Consider the following 18,727-nt stretch of genomic DNA (forward strand, 5'->3'; position numbering starts at 1 on the left):
AGTTGATCCCCACCGAGGTGCAGTTCGACAGCTCGTGGTTACACCGAAAGAACCACCGGTTGGTCAGGCTCCTTGACTTCGCGGTTCGGGCAGTGCGGTGGTGACCCAGTCGCGGACCTGGGCCGCGGTGAAGTCCGCGTAGCGTTCCATCATGGTGAAGTGGTCGCCGGGGACGTCGATCACGGTGTGTTCGAAGTTCCACTGCGCCTGCCAGCCGTCCGTCCATTCGGGAGCGAGCGGTTCCATGGCTCGCAGCAGCAGGGTCGGGGTGCGGCTTTCCTCGGGGGTGAAGTCGAGGTTGGCGTACTGGAACATGGCGGTGATCCAGGCGTCGCCCCAGCGGTCGGCGGCGGCGGCGACCTCTTCGCCCTGGCGTTGCATCATGGCGGCGTTGAGGTCGTAGGCGATTTCGCCGAGTACGTCGTCCTGGCCGGGCGAGTACGTGTCGAGCAGGACCACGCCGCCGGCGGGCGTGCCCGCTCGTTCGAGGTGCCTTGCGAACGCGTGTGCGATGAGGCCGGCGGCCGACTGGCCTGCCAGGACGAACGGGCCCGCTTCCAGGTACTTTTCGAGCGACTTGGCGTGGGTGCGGAACAGGGCGTCCACGGAATCCGGGAGCAGTTCTCCGGTGTAGTAGCCGGGTTGCCGCAGTACCCAGACGTCGTGGGTGCCGCGGAACGAGGACGCGAAGCGCGCGTAGTGGGACGGGTCCGCTTTGCCCACTATGCCACCGATGCACACCACGGCCGGACGTCGCGGGCCGCGAGTCAGGCGGACCGGTTCGGGCTGTACCTCGAAATCGGACGGGCCCGAGAACTTCGCCCTGAACCGTCGCAGCGGCTGAGCCGTTTCGAGGAACTCCGTCAGCTCACCGCGCGCGATCGCTTCGGCGAACAACGCGCCGAGCGTGCCGCCGGAGCCTACGCCGCGGACCGCGAACTGCGCCGTCGACAGTACCGGGCCGGCGGGTTCCGCGAGTTCCGGCTCCGGCTCCGACTCCGGTGCCGTCGTCGCGGGTGCGGTGCGGTCGCCGGCGCGCAGTTCTCGCAGGTGTGCGGCCAAGTCCAGCGGGGTGGTGTACTCGAACACGACGGTCGCGCGCAGCCTGGCACCGATCGCCTTGCTCAGCCGGTTCCGGAGCTTCACCGCGCTGAGCGAGTCGAAGCCCAGCTCGAGGAAACCCTGGCGCGGCTTGACGTCCTGCGGCCCGTCGTAGCCGAGCACGGCCGCGGCGTGTTCGCGGACGAGATCCAGTTCGTCACCGCCTGGCTCCGGCTCATCGGCGCTCGTGGGTGTGGCGGCCGGGACGAGTCCGCTCAGCAGCGCGGGGGCGGGGACGAGCGCGCCGAGGTCGAGCCGTGCGGGGATCACCACCGGGGTGTCGGCGGTCAGCGCGGCGTCGAACAGGGCGAGGCCTTCATCGGTGCCCAGCGACACCGAGCCGTTCGCGGCGAGTCCGCGGCGGTCCTTTTCGGACAGTTGGCCGGTCAGGCCGCTGCGCTGTGCCCACAGGCCCCATGCCAGCGACCGCGCCGGGAGGCCGCGGGACCGCCGGTGCTCGGCGAGCGCGTCGAGCACCGTGTTCGCGGCGGCGTAGTTGGCTTGTCCCGCGTTCCCGAAAGTGCCGGCGGCGGAGGAAAAGAGCACGAACTCGGCGAGGTCGAGTCCCGCCGTCAGCTCGTGCAGGACGGTCGCGGCGACGGCCTTCGGGCGGATCACCGCGTCCAGGCGGCCCGGCGTGAGCGAGTCGAAGATGCCGTCGTCGAGGGTGCCCGCCGCGTGCACGACGGCGGTCAAGGGGTGCTCGGCGGGGATGTCCGCGAGCAAGGCGGTGACGGACTCGCGGTCGGCGACATCGCACGACACCACCTCCGCCGCGGCGCCGAGGCGGGTCAGTTCGGCGAGCAGTTCGGCGGAGCCGGGTGCGTCCGCACCCCGCCGCCCGGCCAGCACGAGCCTGCGGACGCCGTGCGACCGGGCCAGGTGCCGGGCGAGCAGGCCGCCGAGGGTGCCGGTGCCGCCGGTGATCAGGACCGTGCCGTCCGCGCGGCCGAACCCGGCGGCCCGGTGGCCCGGGGTGGCGCGGGCCAGCCTGCGCACCCGCACCTTGCCGTCGCGGACAGCGATCTCCGGCTCGCCGAGCGCGAGTGCGGCGGCGACTTCGGGACCGGCGTCCACGCAGTCGAGCAGGACCGCCCTGCCGGGGTTCTCGGCCTGCGCGGTCCTGGTGAGACCCCACAACGCCGCAGCCGCCACGTCGGGAACATCGTCCCCCGGCTTCACCGCAACCGCACCGGAGGTGACGACGACGAGCTTGCTGGCCGCGAGGCGGTCCTCGCTGAGGAAGCGCTGCAGAAGCGCGAGACCGCGGCGGGAGACCTCCTGCGTGGCCGTGACCGGGTCCGCGCCGTCTCCGGGAAGGGTGACGACCACGAACTCCGGGGCCGCCTCGCCGGCGCACAGCGCGTCGAGATCGGCGTACCGGTCCACAGTGGTCCCGGTGGCGCGCAGGGCGACGGTCAGCGCGAGCGGATCGGAGCCGAGTACCGCGCAGGAGCCGACTTGGCGCGCGACGGGTGGGGTCTCCGTCCATTCCGCCACGAACAACGCGTCGGTGGTGTCCACATCGGAGGGTTCGGCGGCCGGTGGGCGCAGCGCGAGCCGGTCGGCGGTGAGCACCGGGGAGCCCGCGCAGTCGGTCACGAGAACGGAGACCGCGTCAGGACCGGCGGGGGAGAGGGTCGCGCGCAACCGGTCGGTCGCGGCGCCGTGCCAGGAGACTCCGCGCCATTCGAACGGCAGCGCGCCCGCACCGGCGGGGCCGCCGATGCCGATCGCGTGCAGCGCCGCGTCCAGCAGGGCTGGGTGAACCCCGAATCCGGCAGGCGAACCGGTCGGCAGCGCCACCTCGGCGTACACGTCGTCACCGAGCCGCCAAGCCGAGCGCAGGCCGCGGAACGACGGGCCGTAGTCGAGCCCGAGCGTGGCGAGATCGGCGTACCTGCCGCCGGTGTCGACCGCGCGCGCCTCCGGTGGTGGCCAGGTTCCGCCGGTGGCGGATTCGACACCATCGCGGGCGAGCACGCCCTCGGCGTGCACTCTCCAGTCCACGGTGGATTCGGTCGATTCCACCGCGCACACGCGGTTCCCGGCTTCGTCGGCATCCTCGACCCGGAGCCGGAACCGGATGCCGCCGTGCTCGGGCACCGCCAGCGGCGCGGTGAAGGTGAGTTCCTCCACGCGGTGGCAGCCAACGAGATCGGCGGCGCGCATGGCCAGTTCGAGCAGCGCCGTACCGGGCACGACGATCCGGCCGCGCACCACGTGATCGGCGAGCCATGGCTGCGCCACTGTGGACAGCCGCCCGGTCAGCACGAGCCGGTCGCCGTCGCGCTCCTCACCGTCGAACAGCGGGTGCGGGGGACGATCGGGCCCGGCCCAGAAGCGCTTTCGCTGGAACGCGTAAGTCGGCAGCCCGGCCACCGGGCCGGTCCGCGGGAACACCGAGGACCAGTCCACCTCCGCGCCGTTGACGTGCAGTTCGGCCAGCGAGGTGTGGAACGAGGCGGTGCCGTCCTCGTCCCGGCGCAGGCTACCCGTCACGACCGCGTCGGCGCCGAGGTCGTCGAGGGTTTCCCGCATTCCGAGCTGGAGCACCGGATGCGGGCTGACCTCGACGAGGAACCCGTGCCCTTCGGTGATGAGCCGGCGGGTGGCGAGGTCGAACCGCACCGGCTCGCGCAGGTTGCGGAACCAGTAGGCGGCGTCCAGCGCCGCGTCGCGCACCGGTTCCCCGGTCACCGTGGAGTACAACGGGATTTCGGGCACCTTGGGGATGACCGCGGCCAGGTCGGCGAGGAGCCGGTCACGGATCCGGTCGACCTGCGGCGAGTGCGAGGCGTAGTCGACCGGGATCGGCCGCACGCGCACCCCGTCCGCGGTGAGGTTCGCGGCGAGCGCGTCGAGCTCGGCCACCGTGCCGGACACGACCACCGAGCGCGGCCCGTTGACGGCCGCGACGTGCACACCGGACGGCAGTTCGCCGACGGGGAGCGCTACCGACAGCATGGCGCCTTCACCGGCGAGCGCGGCCAGCGCTTTCGCGCGCACCGCGACGACCATGGCCGCGTCGTCGAGGTCGAGCGCCCCGGCGACGCAGGCGGCGGCGATCTCGCCCTGGCTGTGGCCCGCCACCGCAGACGGTCGCACGCCCCGCGAACGCCACAGCGCGGCCAGCGACACCATGACCGCGAACAACGCGGGCTGCACGACCTCGACCCGTTCGAGCGCGCCAGCGTCGTCGAGCACGTCGTCGAGCACGTCGAGGAGCGCGAAGTCGGTGTGCGCGGCAAGCGCCTCGGCGCACTCGGCCATTCTGGCGGCGAACACCGGTGCGGTGGCGAGCAGGTCGACCGCCATCCCGGCCCATTGGGAACCCTGACCGGGGAACACGAACGCGATCTTGCCGGTGCCGTCGCCGCCGCCCCTGACCAGCCCGGCCGGCTCCTTGCCGTCCGCCAGCGAAGACAGCCCGGCGGTCAGCGATTCGCGGTCCGCCGCGACGAACGCCGCCCGCTCCGGCAGTGCGGCGCGCGAGGTCGCCAGCGCACGGGCCACCGCGCCCGGCGTCAGCGCCGATGTTCCGTCCACATGCGACAGCAGCCGCGCGGCCTGCGCGCGCAGCGCGTACTCGGTCATGCCGGAGAGCACGATCGGCACCGGGCCGGTGACCTCGGCCGCGGCGGTGCCGTCCTCCGGTGGTGCCTGTTCGAGCACCAGATGCGCGTTGGTCCCGCTCACCCCGAACGCGGAAACCCCGGCGCGTCGCGTCGCGGTCTCCGGCCACGGCACCCCGTCGCCGAGCGGTCGCACGGTACCGGCCGACCAGTCCACATGCGACGACGGCGTGTCCAGGTGCGGCGTCGGGGGCAGGAACCCGTGCTGTACCGCGAGAACCGCCTTGAGCACCCCTGCCACCCCGGCCGCGGCCTGGGTATGGCCGATGTTGGCCTTGACCGAACCGAGGAGCAGCGGCCTGTCGGGGTCGCGGCCCTCGCCGTAGGTGCCGATCAGGGCGCGCGCTTCGATCGGGTCGCCGAGCGGGGTGCCGGTGCCGTGTGCTTCGACGAAGTCGACGTCCTCGGCGGTCAGCCCGGCCGACGACAGCGCGGCGCGGATCACCCGTTGCTGCGCGGGACCGCTCGGCGCGGTCAGGCCGTTGCTGGCGCCGTCGGAATTGGTGGCGGAACCCCGGATCACGGCGAGCACGGGGTGCCCGTTGCGCCGCGCGTCGGAGAGCCGTTCGAGCAGGAGCATCCCGGCGCCCTCACCCCAGCCCATCCCGTCGGCGCGGTCCGCGAACGGCTTGCACCGGCCGTCGGCGGCCAGCGCGCGCTGCCTGCCGTAGATCACGAAAAGCTGCGGCTGGGTCATCACGGACGCGCCGCCCGCCAGCGCCAGCGAGCACTCGCCCTGCCGCAGCGCCTGGCACGCCAGGTGCACGGCGACCAGCGAAGACGAGCACGCGGTGTCCACGCTGACCGCGGGCCCTTCGAGCCCGAACGAGTACGCGACGCGGCCGGACACCACGCTCGCCGCGTTGCCGGTGGCCATGTAGTCCTCGTGCGCGCGGTCACCGGTGCGCATCAGAAGCCATTGGTAGTCCTGCATGTTGGTGCCGGCGAACACCCCCGTCGAACTGCCCCGCAGTGCGGACGGGGCCATCCCCGCGCGTTCGAACGCTTCCCACGAGGTCTCCAGCAGCAGGCGTTGCTGAGGGTCCATCGCGATCGCCTCGCGCGGTGCGATCCGGAAGAGACCGGCGTCGAAGTCCGCGGCGCCGGAGAGGAAACCGCCTTCACGGGCGTACGGCGAGGCGTCCGGGTCGTCGAGCCGGGCGAGGTCCCAGCCGCGGTCGGTGGGAAACGGTGTCACGGCGTCGGTCCCGGCCGCCAGCAGGTCCCAAAAGGACTCCGGGGAGTCGGCGGCACCGGGGAACCGGCACGCCATCGACACGATCGCGATGGGCTCGCGAGCGCGGTTCTCCGCATCGGCGAGGCGGCGTCTGGTCTGCCGCAGTTCCAGGGTGAGCCGCCGGATCGCCTCCGCGACCCGGTCCTCCGTGCCGTTCCGGTCTTCCGCCATCGTCTCCACCATTCCTAGGAGCGGCTCAGTTCGTCGTCGACGAGGTCCAGCAGTTCGGCAAGGCTCGCCGTGTCCAGATCGGTGTCGTCCGGCGGCGGAGCCGACCGGGGAGGTGCCGCCGGTTCCGGCGCGGGGCCGAACTGGTCGGCGAGGAAGCAGGCGAGCGCCTTCGGCGTCGGGTGGTCGAACACCACCGTGCTCGGCAGCGCCACCCCGGTCGCGGCGCCGAGCTGGTTGCGCAGTTCGACCACGGTGAGCGAGTCGAAGCCGAGTTCGCTGAACGGCCTGGTGAGCGGTACCGCGGTGTTCCCGGCGTGCCCGAGCACGGCGGCGACCTGCGCCCTGACCACCTCGGCCAGTTCCCCCGCGCGATCGGCGACCGGCAGCGACGCGAGCCTTTCCCGCAGCGGCGCCGAATCGCCGGTCACCGCGGGAACCTCGGCGACCTCGGCGAACAGCGGTTCCGGACGGGTTTCGCCGAACCGCGGCCAGTCGACGTCGACGACCGTCACCACGGTGTCGTCCCGGTCCAGCGACTCCTGCAGCGCCTGGATCGCGAGCGCGGGCGAGAGCCCGGCGAGGCCACCGCGGAGCAGCCGCGCTTCGACCACCGCGCCGTCGGCGGCCATCCCGCCGCCTGCCCACGGTCCCCACGCCACCGAGGTGGCCGGCAGCCCCTGGTCACGACGAGCTTCGGCGAACGCGTCGAGGAAGGCGTTCGCGGCCGCGTAGTTCGCCTGCCCGGCGCTGCCGACGGTCGCGGTCACCGAGGAGAACAGCACGAACGCCGACAGGTCGAGGTCCGCGGTCAGCTCGTGGAGGTTCCGCCCGCCCAGCACCTTCGGCCGGAGCACGGTGGCGTACCTTTCCGGGTCCAGCGCGTCGAAGATCCCGTCGTCGAGAACGCCCGCGACGTGGAAGACCGAGGTCGGCGGGTGCGCGGCGAGCAGCGCGGCGAGCTGGCCGCGGTCGGCGACGTCGCAGGCCGCGATCGTCAGCTCGGCTCCGGTGGCCGCCACGGCCGCCCGCGTGCGGGCGGCGTCCGGGGAGTCCTCGCCGCGCCTGCTCGTCACGACCACGTGCGCGGCTCCGGATTCGGCCAGCCACCGGGTGACTTCGGCGCCGAGCGCGCCGGTGCCCCCGGTGACCAGCACGGTGCCCGACGGCCGCCAGCTCCGGGCAGGCGGTCCCGACGGCGGGCGTACCAGGCGGCGGACGTACGTGCCGTGCTGCCGGATCGCGGTCTCGCGTTCCGCTCGTCCGGACAGCACTGCCGCGAGTCGTTCACCGCCGCGGGCGTCGAGCCGGGGCGGCAGGTCGACGAGCCCGCCCCAGCGACCGGGGAGTTCGAGCGCGGCCACCCGGCCGAGCCCCCAGAGCTGCGCCTGCACCGGCGAGTCGAGCCGGTCACCGGAACCGGTCGAAACCGCGCCGGTCGTGGCGCACCAGACGCGTGGTCCGTCCACAACGGACTGTACGAGCGAGACGGTCGCGGCGAGCCCTGCCGGGACCGGTTCTCCGCGTTCGTCCAGTGCCAGCAGGGAAAGAACACCGTCCACACCGGCGAGTTCCGGCCACTCCGGCGTCGCCGGGTCCACTTCGGCGACCGTGACGTCGGCGCCGTGCGCGGCCAGCGCGGCACGGCAGTCGTCGGCGAGCGGCGTGGCGGGCGGCGACAGCACGAGCCAGCGGCCCAGCGCGCTCGCGGGAGCCACGTCCGGTACCGGGCGCCATGCCACCCGGTACCGCCACCGCGCCACCGTGGACTTCCGGTGCCGCCACGCGGCGAGCGCGGGCAGCAGTGATTCGAGCGACCCGCGCGCCGTCTCGTCGAGCCCCAGCGTCCTCGTGAGCGAGTCCGCGTCACCGAGATCGACGGCCGTCCAAAACGGATCCTCGCCGGTTCCCGCCTTGGCGGCTGAAGGCGGGAGCCAGTGGCGCTGTGGCTGGAAAGCGTAGGTGGGCAATGGAACGCGGGACGCGCCGTGCCCGGCGAAGTACGCGTCCCAGTCGATCGGCACGCCGTGGACCCGCAGTGCGCCGAGAGCCTCGGTGACCGCGCGGGTCTCCGGCCGGTCCGCGCGCAGTGCCGCGACGGCCGGGGCGGGTGCGTCCAGGCAGTCCCTCGTCATCGACGCGAGCGTCCCGCCCGGCCCGAGTTCCAAGTACGCCGTGGCGCCCTCGGCGGCCAGGCCGCGCACCCCGTCGTGGAAGCGGACGGGCTCGCGGATCTGGCGCACCCAGTACTCCGGGGTCGCGACGCCGGGCTCGATGCGCCCGGTCACCGTGGACACGATCGGGATCCGCGGCGGCGAGTAGGTCATCCGCGCCGCGACACGGGCGAACTCGTCGAGCATCGGGTCCATGCGCGGCGAATGGAACGCGTGGCTGACCTGCAGCCGCTTCACCTTGCGCCCGCGTGCTTCGAACGTCGCGGCCAGTTCGTCGACCGCGTCGGCGTCGCCGGAGACCACCACCGACTCGGGGCCGTTGACAGCGGCGAGCGCGACCGCGTCGGTCAGCAGCGGGCGCACCTCGTCCTCGGTCGCCCGCAGCGCCGCCATGGCACCACCGCCGGGCAGGTCGCGCATGAGCCTGCCCCGAGCGGCGACGAGCGCGCAAGCGTCCTCAAGGGACAGCACCCCGGCGACGTGCGCGGCGGCCAGCTCTCCGATCGAATGCCCGGCGAGCAGGGACGGCACCACCCCCCACCGCTCGAAGAGCCGGTAAAGCGCTACTTCCACCGCGAACAGCGCGGGCTGGGTGTACCCGGTGTCGTCCACCGATTCGGCTTCACCCGCGAGCACGCTCTCCAGCGGCACGGCCAGATGCCCGTTCAGCTCCGCGACGACGGCGTCGAAGTCTTCGCGGAAATCGGGATGGGTGGCGGCCAGTTCGGCCGCCATCCCGGCGCGCTGACTGCCCTGGCCGGTGAACAGCACCGCGAGCCTCGGCGCTTCCACGGCGAGTCCCGTTTGGACACCGGGGGCGGCGGACCCGGCCGCGAGCGCGGCCAGCCCGGCGCGGAGTTCGCCGTCGCCGTCGGCGGTCACGACCGCGCGATGCGGCAGCGCGGCCCTGGTCGTCGCGAGCGAGTAAGCGAAGTCGGCCGGTTCCGCGTCCACCTTGGACAACTGCCGTGCCTGTGCTCGCAGCGCCGCTTCGCTGTGCGCGGAAACGGTGAACGGCAGGACCGTCGTTTCCACAGCGGACACCGAGCGCGCGGCGGGTACCGCTTCCGGCTGTTCGATGATGACGTGCGCGTTGGTGCCGCTGATCCCGAACGACGTCACCCCCGCGCGCCTCGGGTGGCCGTCCTCGTCCCACCGCCATGCCTCGGTCAGCAGCTCCACGGCGCCTGCCGACCAGTCGACGTGCGGGGTCGGTGCGTCGACGTGCAAGGTCGCGGGCAGGGTCTCGTGCCGCATCGCCTCGACCATCTTGATCACCCCGGCGATACCCGCCGCGGCCATCGTGTGCCCGATGTTCGACTTCACCGATCCGAGCCACAGCGGGGCGCGCCGGTCCTGGCCGTAGGCGGCCAGCAGCGCCTGTGCCTCGATCGGGTCGCCGAGCTTGGTGCCGGTGCCGTGCGCCTCGACGGCGTCGATCTCCGATGGCGCGAGCCTCGCGTCCGCCAGCGCCTGCTCGATCACGTGCTGCTGGGCGATCCCGTTCGGCGCGGTCAGCCCGTTGCTCGCGCCGTCGGAGTTCACCGCGGTGCCGCGCACGATCGCCAGCACCGGGTGCCCGTTGCGGCGCGCGTCGGAAAGCCGTTCCACCAGCAGCATGCCGGCGCCCTCGCCCCAGCCGGTACCGTCGGCCGCGGCGGCGAACGCCTTGCAGCGCCCGTCCGGCGCGAGCCCGCGCTGCCTGCTGAACTCGGTGAGCAGCAAGGGGGAGGACATCACCGTCGCCCCGCCCGCGAGCGCGAGCGAGCATTCGCCGCGCCGCAGCGAACCGACCGCGAGGTGCAGCGCCACCAGCGACGCCGAGCAGGCCGTGTCGATGGTCATCGAGGGGCCCTGCAAGCCGAACGAATAGGCGATCCGGCCCGACATCACGCTCGACACCCCGCCGGTGCCGAGATAGCCCTCCGCGACGGCGTTGGCGCGCAACGCGAGAATGTAGTCGACGCCGTTGGCACCCGCGAACACCCCGGTGCGGCTGCCCCGCACCGTCGTCGCGTCGATGCCCGCGCGCTCGAACGCCTCCCACGCGATTTCGAGCAGCAACCGCTGCTGCGGGTCGGTGGCAGCGGCCTCGCGGGGTGAGATGCCGAAGAACTCCGCGTCGAACTCGGCGACGTCGTGCAGGAAGCCACCGCCGCGGGCGTAGGTGGTGCCCGGCTTGTCGGGATCGTCGTCGATCAGTGAGCCGAGGTCCCAGCCGCGGTCGGACGGGAGCCCGGAGATCGCGTCGCCCTCGGCCGCGACCAGGTCCCAGAGCTGTTCCGGGGTGCGGATCCCGCCGGGGAACCGGCAGCTCATCGCGATGATCGCGATCGGATCGTCGGCCTCGGCACCGACGGGGTCCACTGTGGACACCTTCGGTGTGGCCGTCGCCGTGAGCGCGCCGGTGAGATGGGCGGCCAGCGCGGCGGGGGTGGGGTGGTCGAACAACGCGGTCGGCGCCAGCCGCGCCCCGGTCGCCGCGTTCACCCTGCCCCGCAGCTCGACCACGGTGAGCGAGTCGAAACCCAGTTCGCGGAACGGCTTCGACGGTGACACCGCGGCACGCCCGGCGTGGCCGAGCACGATCGCGGCCTGCTCCCGGACGAGGTCGAGCGCGGCACGCTCGCGTTCGGCCGCGGGCAGGAGGTCGAGCCGGACTGCTCCTCCATGCTCTTCGGGCCCGTTGTCGACGAGTTCGGCCAGCAGCGGGCTCGGCCTCGCCGCGGTGAACGCGGGCGCGAACCGCGCCCAGTCGACGTTCGCCACGGTCAGGCAGGGCTCGTTCGCGCCGATCGCGCCGTCCAGTGCGGTGATGGCCTGGTCCGGCAGCAGCGGGGTCATGCCGCCGCGCCGCAGCTTGTCGGCGCCGCCCGTCACCTCGTCCGCCATCCCGGCCGCCCACGCGCCCCAGGCGATCGAGGTCGCGGGCAGGCCGTCCGCGTGCCGCTGCTCGGCGAGTGCGTCGAGATAGGCGTTGGCCGCCGCGTAGTTCGCCTGCCCGGCGTTGCCGACGGTCGAGGACGCCGAGGAGAAGAGTACGAACGCACGCAGCCCGCCGGTCAGCTCGTGCAGGTTTCGCGCACCGTCCACCTTGGGCGCGAGCACGCGGTCGAACCGTTCGCCGTCAAGGCTTTCGAGCACCCCGTCGTCGAGTACCCCGGCCGCGTGCACCACCGAGTCCGGCGGGTGCTCGGCCAGCAGGGCGGCGAGCGCGTCGCGATCGGCGACGTCGCAGGCGGTGATCGTGACCGCGCCCGCGCCCAGTTCGGTCAGCTCCGTCACCAGTTCGGCCGCGCCGGGCGCGGCCTCACCGCGCCTGCTGGTGAGCACGAGGTGCCCGGCACCCCGGCGCGCGAGCCATTTCGCGACCTCGGCGCCGAGTGCTCCCGTGCCGCCGGTGATCAGCACGGTCTCTCCCGGCGACCACGGGGCCGGGGTCTGCTCGGGTGCCTTGACCAGGCGCCGTCCGAAGAGGCCGTCCCGGATGGCGACCTGGTCCTCCCCGGAGACCAGCGCGGCGGCGAACAGGTCGCCCGCCGCTTCGTCGACCGTGGCGGGCAGGTCGACGAGCCCGCCCCAGCGATCGGGGAGTTCGAGCGCGGCCACCCTGCCGAGCCCCCACACCGGAGCCTGCCCAGGATCGCGCACCCGCTCACCCGCCGAAACGGCCCCGCTGGTGACGCACCACACCGGCGCGTCATCCCGCAGTAGGTCCACAATGGACATCAGGTCCCGATGCCGGAGCGCCACCACCCCGGCGAGTCCTGGCTCGGGCTCGGTGACCACTGTCGCGCCGCGTCGTCGCAGCGCCTCGGCGCACACCGCCTCGTGCGGTTCGCCGTCGCCGATGACCAGCCATGTTCCGTCCACGGTGGTGCGTTCCGGGATGGGCACCGGGCGCCACTCGATCCGGTACCGGCCGGATGGCGCCGGGCGCTCGCCGCCAAGCCAGAAGCGCTCGTGCTGGAAGGCGTAGGTCGGCAAGGGGACCCGGCGTACGTCCTGACCGGACAGCACCGCGCTCCAGTCCACAACGGATCCGCGCGCGTGCAGTTCGGCCACGGCGGAGAGCAGGGTCTGGTATTCCGGCTGGTCCGCGCGCAACGCCGGGATCAGCTCGGCGTCGTCGGGGAGGCAGTCGCGGGCCAGTGCGGTCAGCACGCCGTCGGGTCCCAGTTCGAGGATCCGCCCGGCACCGCCGTCGGCCAGTGCCCGCACGGTGTCGGAGAACCGGACCGGCTCGCGGACGTGGCGCACCCAGTACCCGGGCGTGGTGAGGTCGCCGTCGGCGGCGAGTCGCCCGGTGAGCGTGGAGAACACCGGGATCTCGGGTGCGCGGTAGGTCAGGCCCTCGGCGACGCGGCGGAACTCGGCGAGCACCGGTTCCATGAGCGCCGAGTGGAACGCGTGGCCGACGGCGAGCCGCTTTACCTTGCGACCGTGCTCTTCCCACGCGCGCACGAGTTCCGCGACGGCGTGCTCGGTGCCGGAGACGACCGTTGAGGACGGTGTGTTCAGCGCCGCGATCGAGACGTGCTCGCCGAGCGTCGGCTCCAGTTCGGCGGCGGTCGCCTGGATCGCGGCCATCGCCCCGCCGGGCGGCAGGTCCCGCATGAGCGCGCCCCTCGCGGCGACGAGAGTGCACGCGTCTTCGAGCGAGAGCACGCCGGACACGTGCGCGATCGCCAGTTCGCCGATGGAGTGCCCGATGAGCGCTTCGGGCACCACACCCCACGCTTCGAGGGTGCGGAACAGCGCCACCTGGAGCGCGAAGAGCCCGGCCTGGGCGAAATCGGTGCGGTCGACGGGGCCGTTGCCGTCGAAGAAGACCTCGCGAAGCGGCTGGGGCAGCGCCGGGTCGAGCAGCGCGCACACCTCGTCGAACGCGGCCGCGAACTCGGGGACCTCCTCGGCCAGCGCCCGTCCCATCCCCGCGCGCTGACTGCCCTGGCCGGTGAAGGCGAACGCCAGGTCCACGTCGCGCACGGAACCGGTGACGGGTCCGGAGCCGCCGTCAGCGAGCTTGGTCAGTTCGGCGCGCAACCCGGCGGCGTCCTCGGCGAGGAGCACGGCGCGGTGTTCGAGTGCCGCCCTTCCGGTGGCCAGCGAGTACGCGATGTCGCCGACCGGCAATTCGTCCACAGTGGATTCGCCGAGACGGGACAGCAGCGTCGCCGCCTGCGCGCGGAGTGCCCGCGCGGTCGAACCGGACAGGACGCAGGGCACGAGCCGGTCGCGGATCTCGCGCGGATCTTCCTGGCGTGCGGGCGGTTCCTCGAAGATGGCGTGCGCGTTCGTGCCGCTGATCCCGAACGACGAGATCGCCGCGCGCTTCGGCGCGCCGGTCTCCGGCCACGGCGTCGGTTCCGTGACCAGCCGCAGCGCGCCGGAGTCCCAGTCGACGTGCGGGGTCGGCCGGTCGACGTGCAGCGTGGCCGGCACCAGCCCGTGCCGCATCCCGTGCACGAGCTTGATCACGCCCGCCACCCCGGCCGCGGCCTGCGCGTGCCCGATGTTCGACTTCAGCGAGCCCAGCAGCGCCGGCCGGTCCGCCGTACGCCGCCGCCCGTACGCCGCGAGCAGTGCCTCCGCCTCGATCGGGTCGCCGAGCGTGGTGCCGGTGCCGTGCGCCTCGATGACGTCCACGTCGGCGGGGCCGAGCCGGGCGTCGGCGAGCGCCTGCTCGATCACCGCGCGCTGGGACAGCCCGTTCGGCGCGGTGAGCCCGTTGCTGGCGCCGTCGGAGTTCATCGCGCTGCCCTTGAGCACCGCGAGCACGGGATGCCCGAGCCGCTGCGCGTCGGAGAGGCGCTCGACCAGCAGCATGCCCGCGCCTTCGGCCCACGCCGTGCCGTTGGCCGCCGCCGCGAACGGCTTGCACCGCGCGTCCGGGGAAAGCGCGCGCTGGCGGCTGAACTCCACGAAGGCGAGCGGCGTCGACATCACCAGCGCCGCGCCTGCCAGCGCGAGCGAGCATTCGCCGCGCCGCAGGGCCTGCGCGGCGAGGTGCAGCGCGACGAGTGACGACGAGCACGACGTGTCGAGGGTGAGCGTCGGCCCTTCGAAGCCGAGCGTGTAGGAGATCCGGCCGGACGCGATGCTCACCGCGGTCCCGATCGGCAGGTAGTCGTCGGCCGCGGTGCCGCCCTCGTGCGGCCCGCTGCCGTAGCCGCTCGTCATCACCCCGGTGAACACGCCGGTGGCGGTGCCGCGCAGCGCGTGCGGGTCGATACCGCCCCGTTCGATCGCCTCCCACGACAGTTCGAGGAGGAGACGCTGCTGCGGGTCCATCGCGAGCGCTTCCCGCGGGCTGATCCCGAAGAACTCCGCGTCGAATCCCGCGACGTCGTGCAGGAACCCGCCTTCGCGGACGTAGGTCCGGCCCGGTTTTCCCGGTTCCGGGTCGTACAGGCCGGCGACGTCCCAGCCGCGGTCGGCGGGGAACGGCGTGATCGCGTCCCTGCCTTCGGCGGCCAGCCGCCACAGCTCGTCGGGTGTGCGGACACCGCCGGGGTACCGGCAGCTCATCCCGACGATCGCGATCGGCTCGTGCCGGGCCTCGGTCACCTCGCGCAGCTTGCGATTGGCCTCGCGCAGGCTCGCGACCGCCGTGTTCAGATACTCGCGCAGCCGCGCGTCCCCGTCCGTCATCCCCGCCCGCCCTGGCCTGCGGCGTCGACCTCGGCGTCGACGAGCCGGAAGATCTCTTCGTCGCTGAGCGCGGCCAGCTCGCGGACGTCGTCCGCGCGCGCCGGTTCGACGGCTTCGGCCCGTGGCGGCCCGGGTTCCGCGCCGAGCCGGTCCGCGAGATGCGCGGCGAGCGCGCGCGGGGTCGGGTGGTCGAACACCACCGGCGTCGGCAGGCGCAGCCCGGTGCGCTCGTTGAGCCGCTTGACGAGCTCCACCGCGGCGAGCGAGTCGAAGCCCAGTTCCAGGAACGACCGCTTCGCGCGCACCCCCGCCTCCGGCACCTCCAGCACGGCCGCCACCTGCGCGAGCACCAGTTCGGCGAGCGAGCGCCGGTCGGGTGGTGCGGCGGGCGCCACCGCGGGGACGCCCGGCGGGGTGACCGGCAGCCGCACGCGCCGGAAGTCGTAGCCGGTGAACACCGCCGCCCAGTCCACCGGGACACCCGCCACGTACAGCTTCGCCACGGCGGAAAGCAGCGCCGCGGCATCGGATTTCGCGCCGCCCCGCAGTGCGGGCACCACGACCGCGTCCGCGTGCTCGCCGAGGCAGTCCTGCGCGAGCGCGGCGAGCACGCCGTTGGCCCCGAGGTCGACGATCGTGTCGACGCCGGCGCTTTCGAGCGCGGCGACGCCGTCGGAGAACCGGGACGTGTGCCGCACCTGCGCGGCCCAGTACCCCGGGTCGTGCAGTTCTCCGGTGGTGCCGAGCCGCCCGTGCAGGATCGAGACGACGGGGATCGACGGCGCGGACCGTTCGACGCTCGCCACCACGCGGCGGAAACCCGGCAGCAGCGGGTCCATGTGCGCCGAGTGGAACGCGCGCCGGACGTTCAGCTCCTTGTACTTGCGGCCCTGCTCCTGGAACTTCGCGCCGATCGCGTGCACCGCGTCGTACTCACCGGACACCACCACGGACGCGGGCGAGTTGACGGCCGCGAGCGACACCGCGTCCCCGTGGCCGGCGAGCGCTTCGAGGGTTTCCGCCTCGCCGGCCTGCAACGCGATCATGGTGCCGCCCGACGGCATCAGCTCGCGCACCAGCCGCACGCGTTCGGCCAGCACCGCGGCGATCCCGCCGTGGGTGAACACCCCGGCCACGGTCGCCGCCGCCATTTCGCCGACGGAGTGGCCGAGCACGCGGTCCGGCACCACTCGCCACGATTCGAGCAGCCGCGCCAGCGCGATCTGCAGCACGAACAACGCGTCCTGGGTGAGCAGTTCGCGCTCGCCCGCGGTGATCCCGGCGCAGTCGTCGGTGCCGAGGAGCAGCCCGCGCACCTGCCACGGCGAATGCGGCGCGAGCTGCCCGCACATCTCGTCCAGCGCGTTCGCGAACACACCGAACGTTTCGTAGAGTTCGCGGCCCATGCCCGGCCGCTGCCCGCCCTCGCCGGGGAAGAGGAACGCGACGCCGCCGCGGTCCGTCGCGGTCCCGCGCACCACGTTCGGGGCGGTGCCACCGGAGGCGACCGCGGTGAGCCCGGCGCGCAGTTCGCCGAGATCGGCGCCGAGCACGACCGCTCGGCATGCGGACGACGTCCTCGTCGCGGCGAGCGAGTACGCCAGGTCGACCGGATCGAGTTCGCCGAGTTCGTCCAGCAGCCTCGCGGCCAGCCCGCGCAGGCCGCCTTCGGAGGTGGCGGACAACGCCAGCGGCACCGGGAAGGGCGCCGCGCGCGGGCGGCGGGGCGCGAGTGGCGAGGGAACGAGATACCGGATCAGATAGCCGTGTGCCGACGCGTGTGCTGGTGTCATGTACACGCCGACGCCATCGCCGTCGACGGGAGCCAGCACCAGTTCCGCATCGCCGAGCATCTCGGATACCGACGGATTTTCGGGGCAGGTGACGGAAAGCCGTGCCCAGCGGCGGCGGAGGAAGCCCGCCACGGTCTCGGACTCGTCGCCGAGGCAGACCCCGATCGCGCAGTCGCCGAGGCGCTCCGGGGCGGCACCCGCGTCTTCGAGCGCCGACCAGGTCAGTTCGAGCGCGCGTGCGGTGGCGTCCCGGTCACCGGGAACCCCGAAGAACTCCGCGTCGAATTCCGCGCCACCGGAGGAGTGCGCCAGCCCGGCGAGTACGACGGTGCCCTCATCCGGAAAGCAGGCCGGAACATTCATGTACACCTCACAACTACGCTGCACGGCGGACGCGCGCACGAAATGGACAATCGTGCGGAATGCGGTCGAGGAGTCGATATGGTGGCCGGCACCCGATGCGTTCACCGGCCGACGATTCGAGCATCCAGTGCGTGCGGGGCGCTGTCAAGGCGCAGGTGCGAATCACTGAGCTGATTGCCGTTTCCGCTGCTCCGCTGGATGGAAATCGGTGCTGCGTAGGGGCATTCGGTAGGGGTTGACATGTGTTTGGGTCGCTGGCACTTTGAAATTCACGGATCGCGCCGACGGCAGCAATTCGCCGCCAGTGGCGGGCCCATTTATCCCGCAGTCCTTTTCGGACATACGAAATCGATGCCGGACAGACAATTGCTCCGGTGCCCGCACTCGGTGACGGATGGACAGGCCATGACGACACTATTCGATCCGCGAGACCCCGCGCTCCGCGCCGATCCCTACCCGGTCTACCGCAGGCTCCGCGACACCGATCCGGTGCACCGGACGGCGTCCGGCTACTGGGTGCTGACCCGGTACGACGACATCGAAGCGATCCTCAAGGACTCCAGCACCAGCAGCGGGTTCCCCTGGGACGAGACGTGGGCGAAGCACCGCGGCGGCGGGGAGAGCCCGATCGTGCGCAGCACCCGCAACTGGATGATGATGCTGGACGGCGCCGCGCACCGGCGGATCCGGCGCCTGGTCGGGCACGTGTTCACGATCAGGGCGATCGAACGGCTGCGGCCGAGGATCAGGGCCGCGGTCGACGAGCAGTTCGACCGGATCGGGGAGGGCGAGGTCGACCTCGTCAGCGAGATCGCGCTGCCGCTGCCGATCGTGGTGATCGGCGAGCTGCTCGGCATCCCGCGCGAAGACCGCGCGCGGTGTCGCGAGTGGACGGACAAGATCGGGCACGTGGTCGACCCGTTCATCACGCCGGAGATGCGCGACGACATGAACTCCGCCGAGACCGAGTTCCGCGGGTACCTGGCAGGGCAGCTCGACCAGCGCAAGCGCGAGCCGGGCGACGACCTGCTGACCTCCCTGCTCACCGCGACGCTGGACGGCGAGCGGCTCTCCGACGACGAGATCATCGCGAACGTCCTGCTGCTGTTCAACGCGGGCCACGAGACCACCGTCAACACCGTCGGCAACAGCGTGCTCGCCCTGCTGCGCCATCCGGAGCAGCTCGACCTCGTCCGCGAGCACCCCGAGGCGATCCCCGAGGGCGTCGACGAACTGACCCGGTACGACGCGCCCGTGCAGGCCGCCGCGCGGCTGCTGACCGGTGATGTCGAACTCGCCGGGAAGACGATCCCGCGCGGCTCGAAGGTGATGGTGCTCTACGGCGCCGCGAACCGGGACCCGGCGCGCTACCGCGACCCGGACCGGCTCGACCTGCGCCGCGGTGGCATCAAGGCGCTCGCCTTCGGCAGCGGGCCGCACTTCTGCATCGGCGCCCCGCTGGGCAGGCTCGAAGCGGAGGTCGTGCTGACCGCGTTGTTCGAGCGCTACCGCACCGTCGAACCGACCACCGACGAGGTCACCTGGCGCCCCAACTTCACCCTGCGCGGGCTGGCCGCACTGCCGGTGAAGCTCCTGCACTGA

Annotated in this window: 3 protein-coding genes and 1 pseudogene; 1 reads left to right on the forward strand and 3 read right to left on the reverse strand. The window is 72.9% G+C overall.

Going from position 1 to position 18,727, the window contains the following annotated elements; translation table 11 throughout:
* Positions 1-63: 63 nt before the first annotated feature.
* From ABD256_RS19880 to ABD256_RS19890, 3 genes and pseudogenes are all read right to left on the reverse strand, one after another.
* A complete protein-coding gene (locus tag ABD256_RS19880) occupies positions 64-6,144 on the reverse strand; it encodes an SDR family NAD(P)-dependent oxidoreductase (protein WP_344420598.1) in 6,081 nt (2,026 codons plus the stop codon).
* Between the two features lie 14 nt (positions 6,145-6,158).
* Positions 6,159-14,867, reverse strand: a pseudogene (locus ABD256_RS19885) (type I polyketide synthase); the annotation flags it as partial.
* A 98-nt stretch (positions 14,868-14,965) separates the two neighbouring features.
* A complete protein-coding gene (locus tag ABD256_RS19890) occupies positions 14,966-17,125 on the reverse strand; it encodes an acyltransferase domain-containing protein (RefSeq protein WP_344420604.1) in 2,160 nt (719 codons plus the stop codon).
* A gap of 405 nt (positions 17,126-17,530) precedes the next feature.
* Here ABD256_RS19890 and ABD256_RS19895 point away from each other — a divergent pair, with 405 nt between their 5' ends.
* Positions 17,531-18,727 (forward strand): cytochrome P450, encoded by a 1,197-nt coding sequence (locus ABD256_RS19895; protein WP_344420607.1) that lies wholly within the window; start codon positions 17,531-17,533, stop codon positions 18,725-18,727.

Source organism: Amycolatopsis minnesotensis, assembly GCF_039529815.1.
Lineage (GTDB): Bacteria > Actinomycetota > Actinomycetes > Mycobacteriales > Pseudonocardiaceae > Amycolatopsis > Amycolatopsis minnesotensis.

Bases quoted from the DNA above. Each gene is read 5' to 3' on its own strand.
- ABD256_RS19880 (WP_344420598.1), bottom strand. From the start codon at position 6,144: ATGGCGGAAGACCGGAACGGCACGGAGGACCGGGTCGCGGAGGCGATC.
- ABD256_RS19890 (WP_344420604.1), bottom strand. From the start codon at position 17,125: ATGAATGTTCCGGCCTGCTTTCCGGATGAGGGCACCGTCGTACTCGCC.
- ABD256_RS19895 (WP_344420607.1), top strand. From the start codon at position 17,531: ATGACGACACTATTCGATCCGCGAGACCCCGCGCTCCGCGCCGATCCC.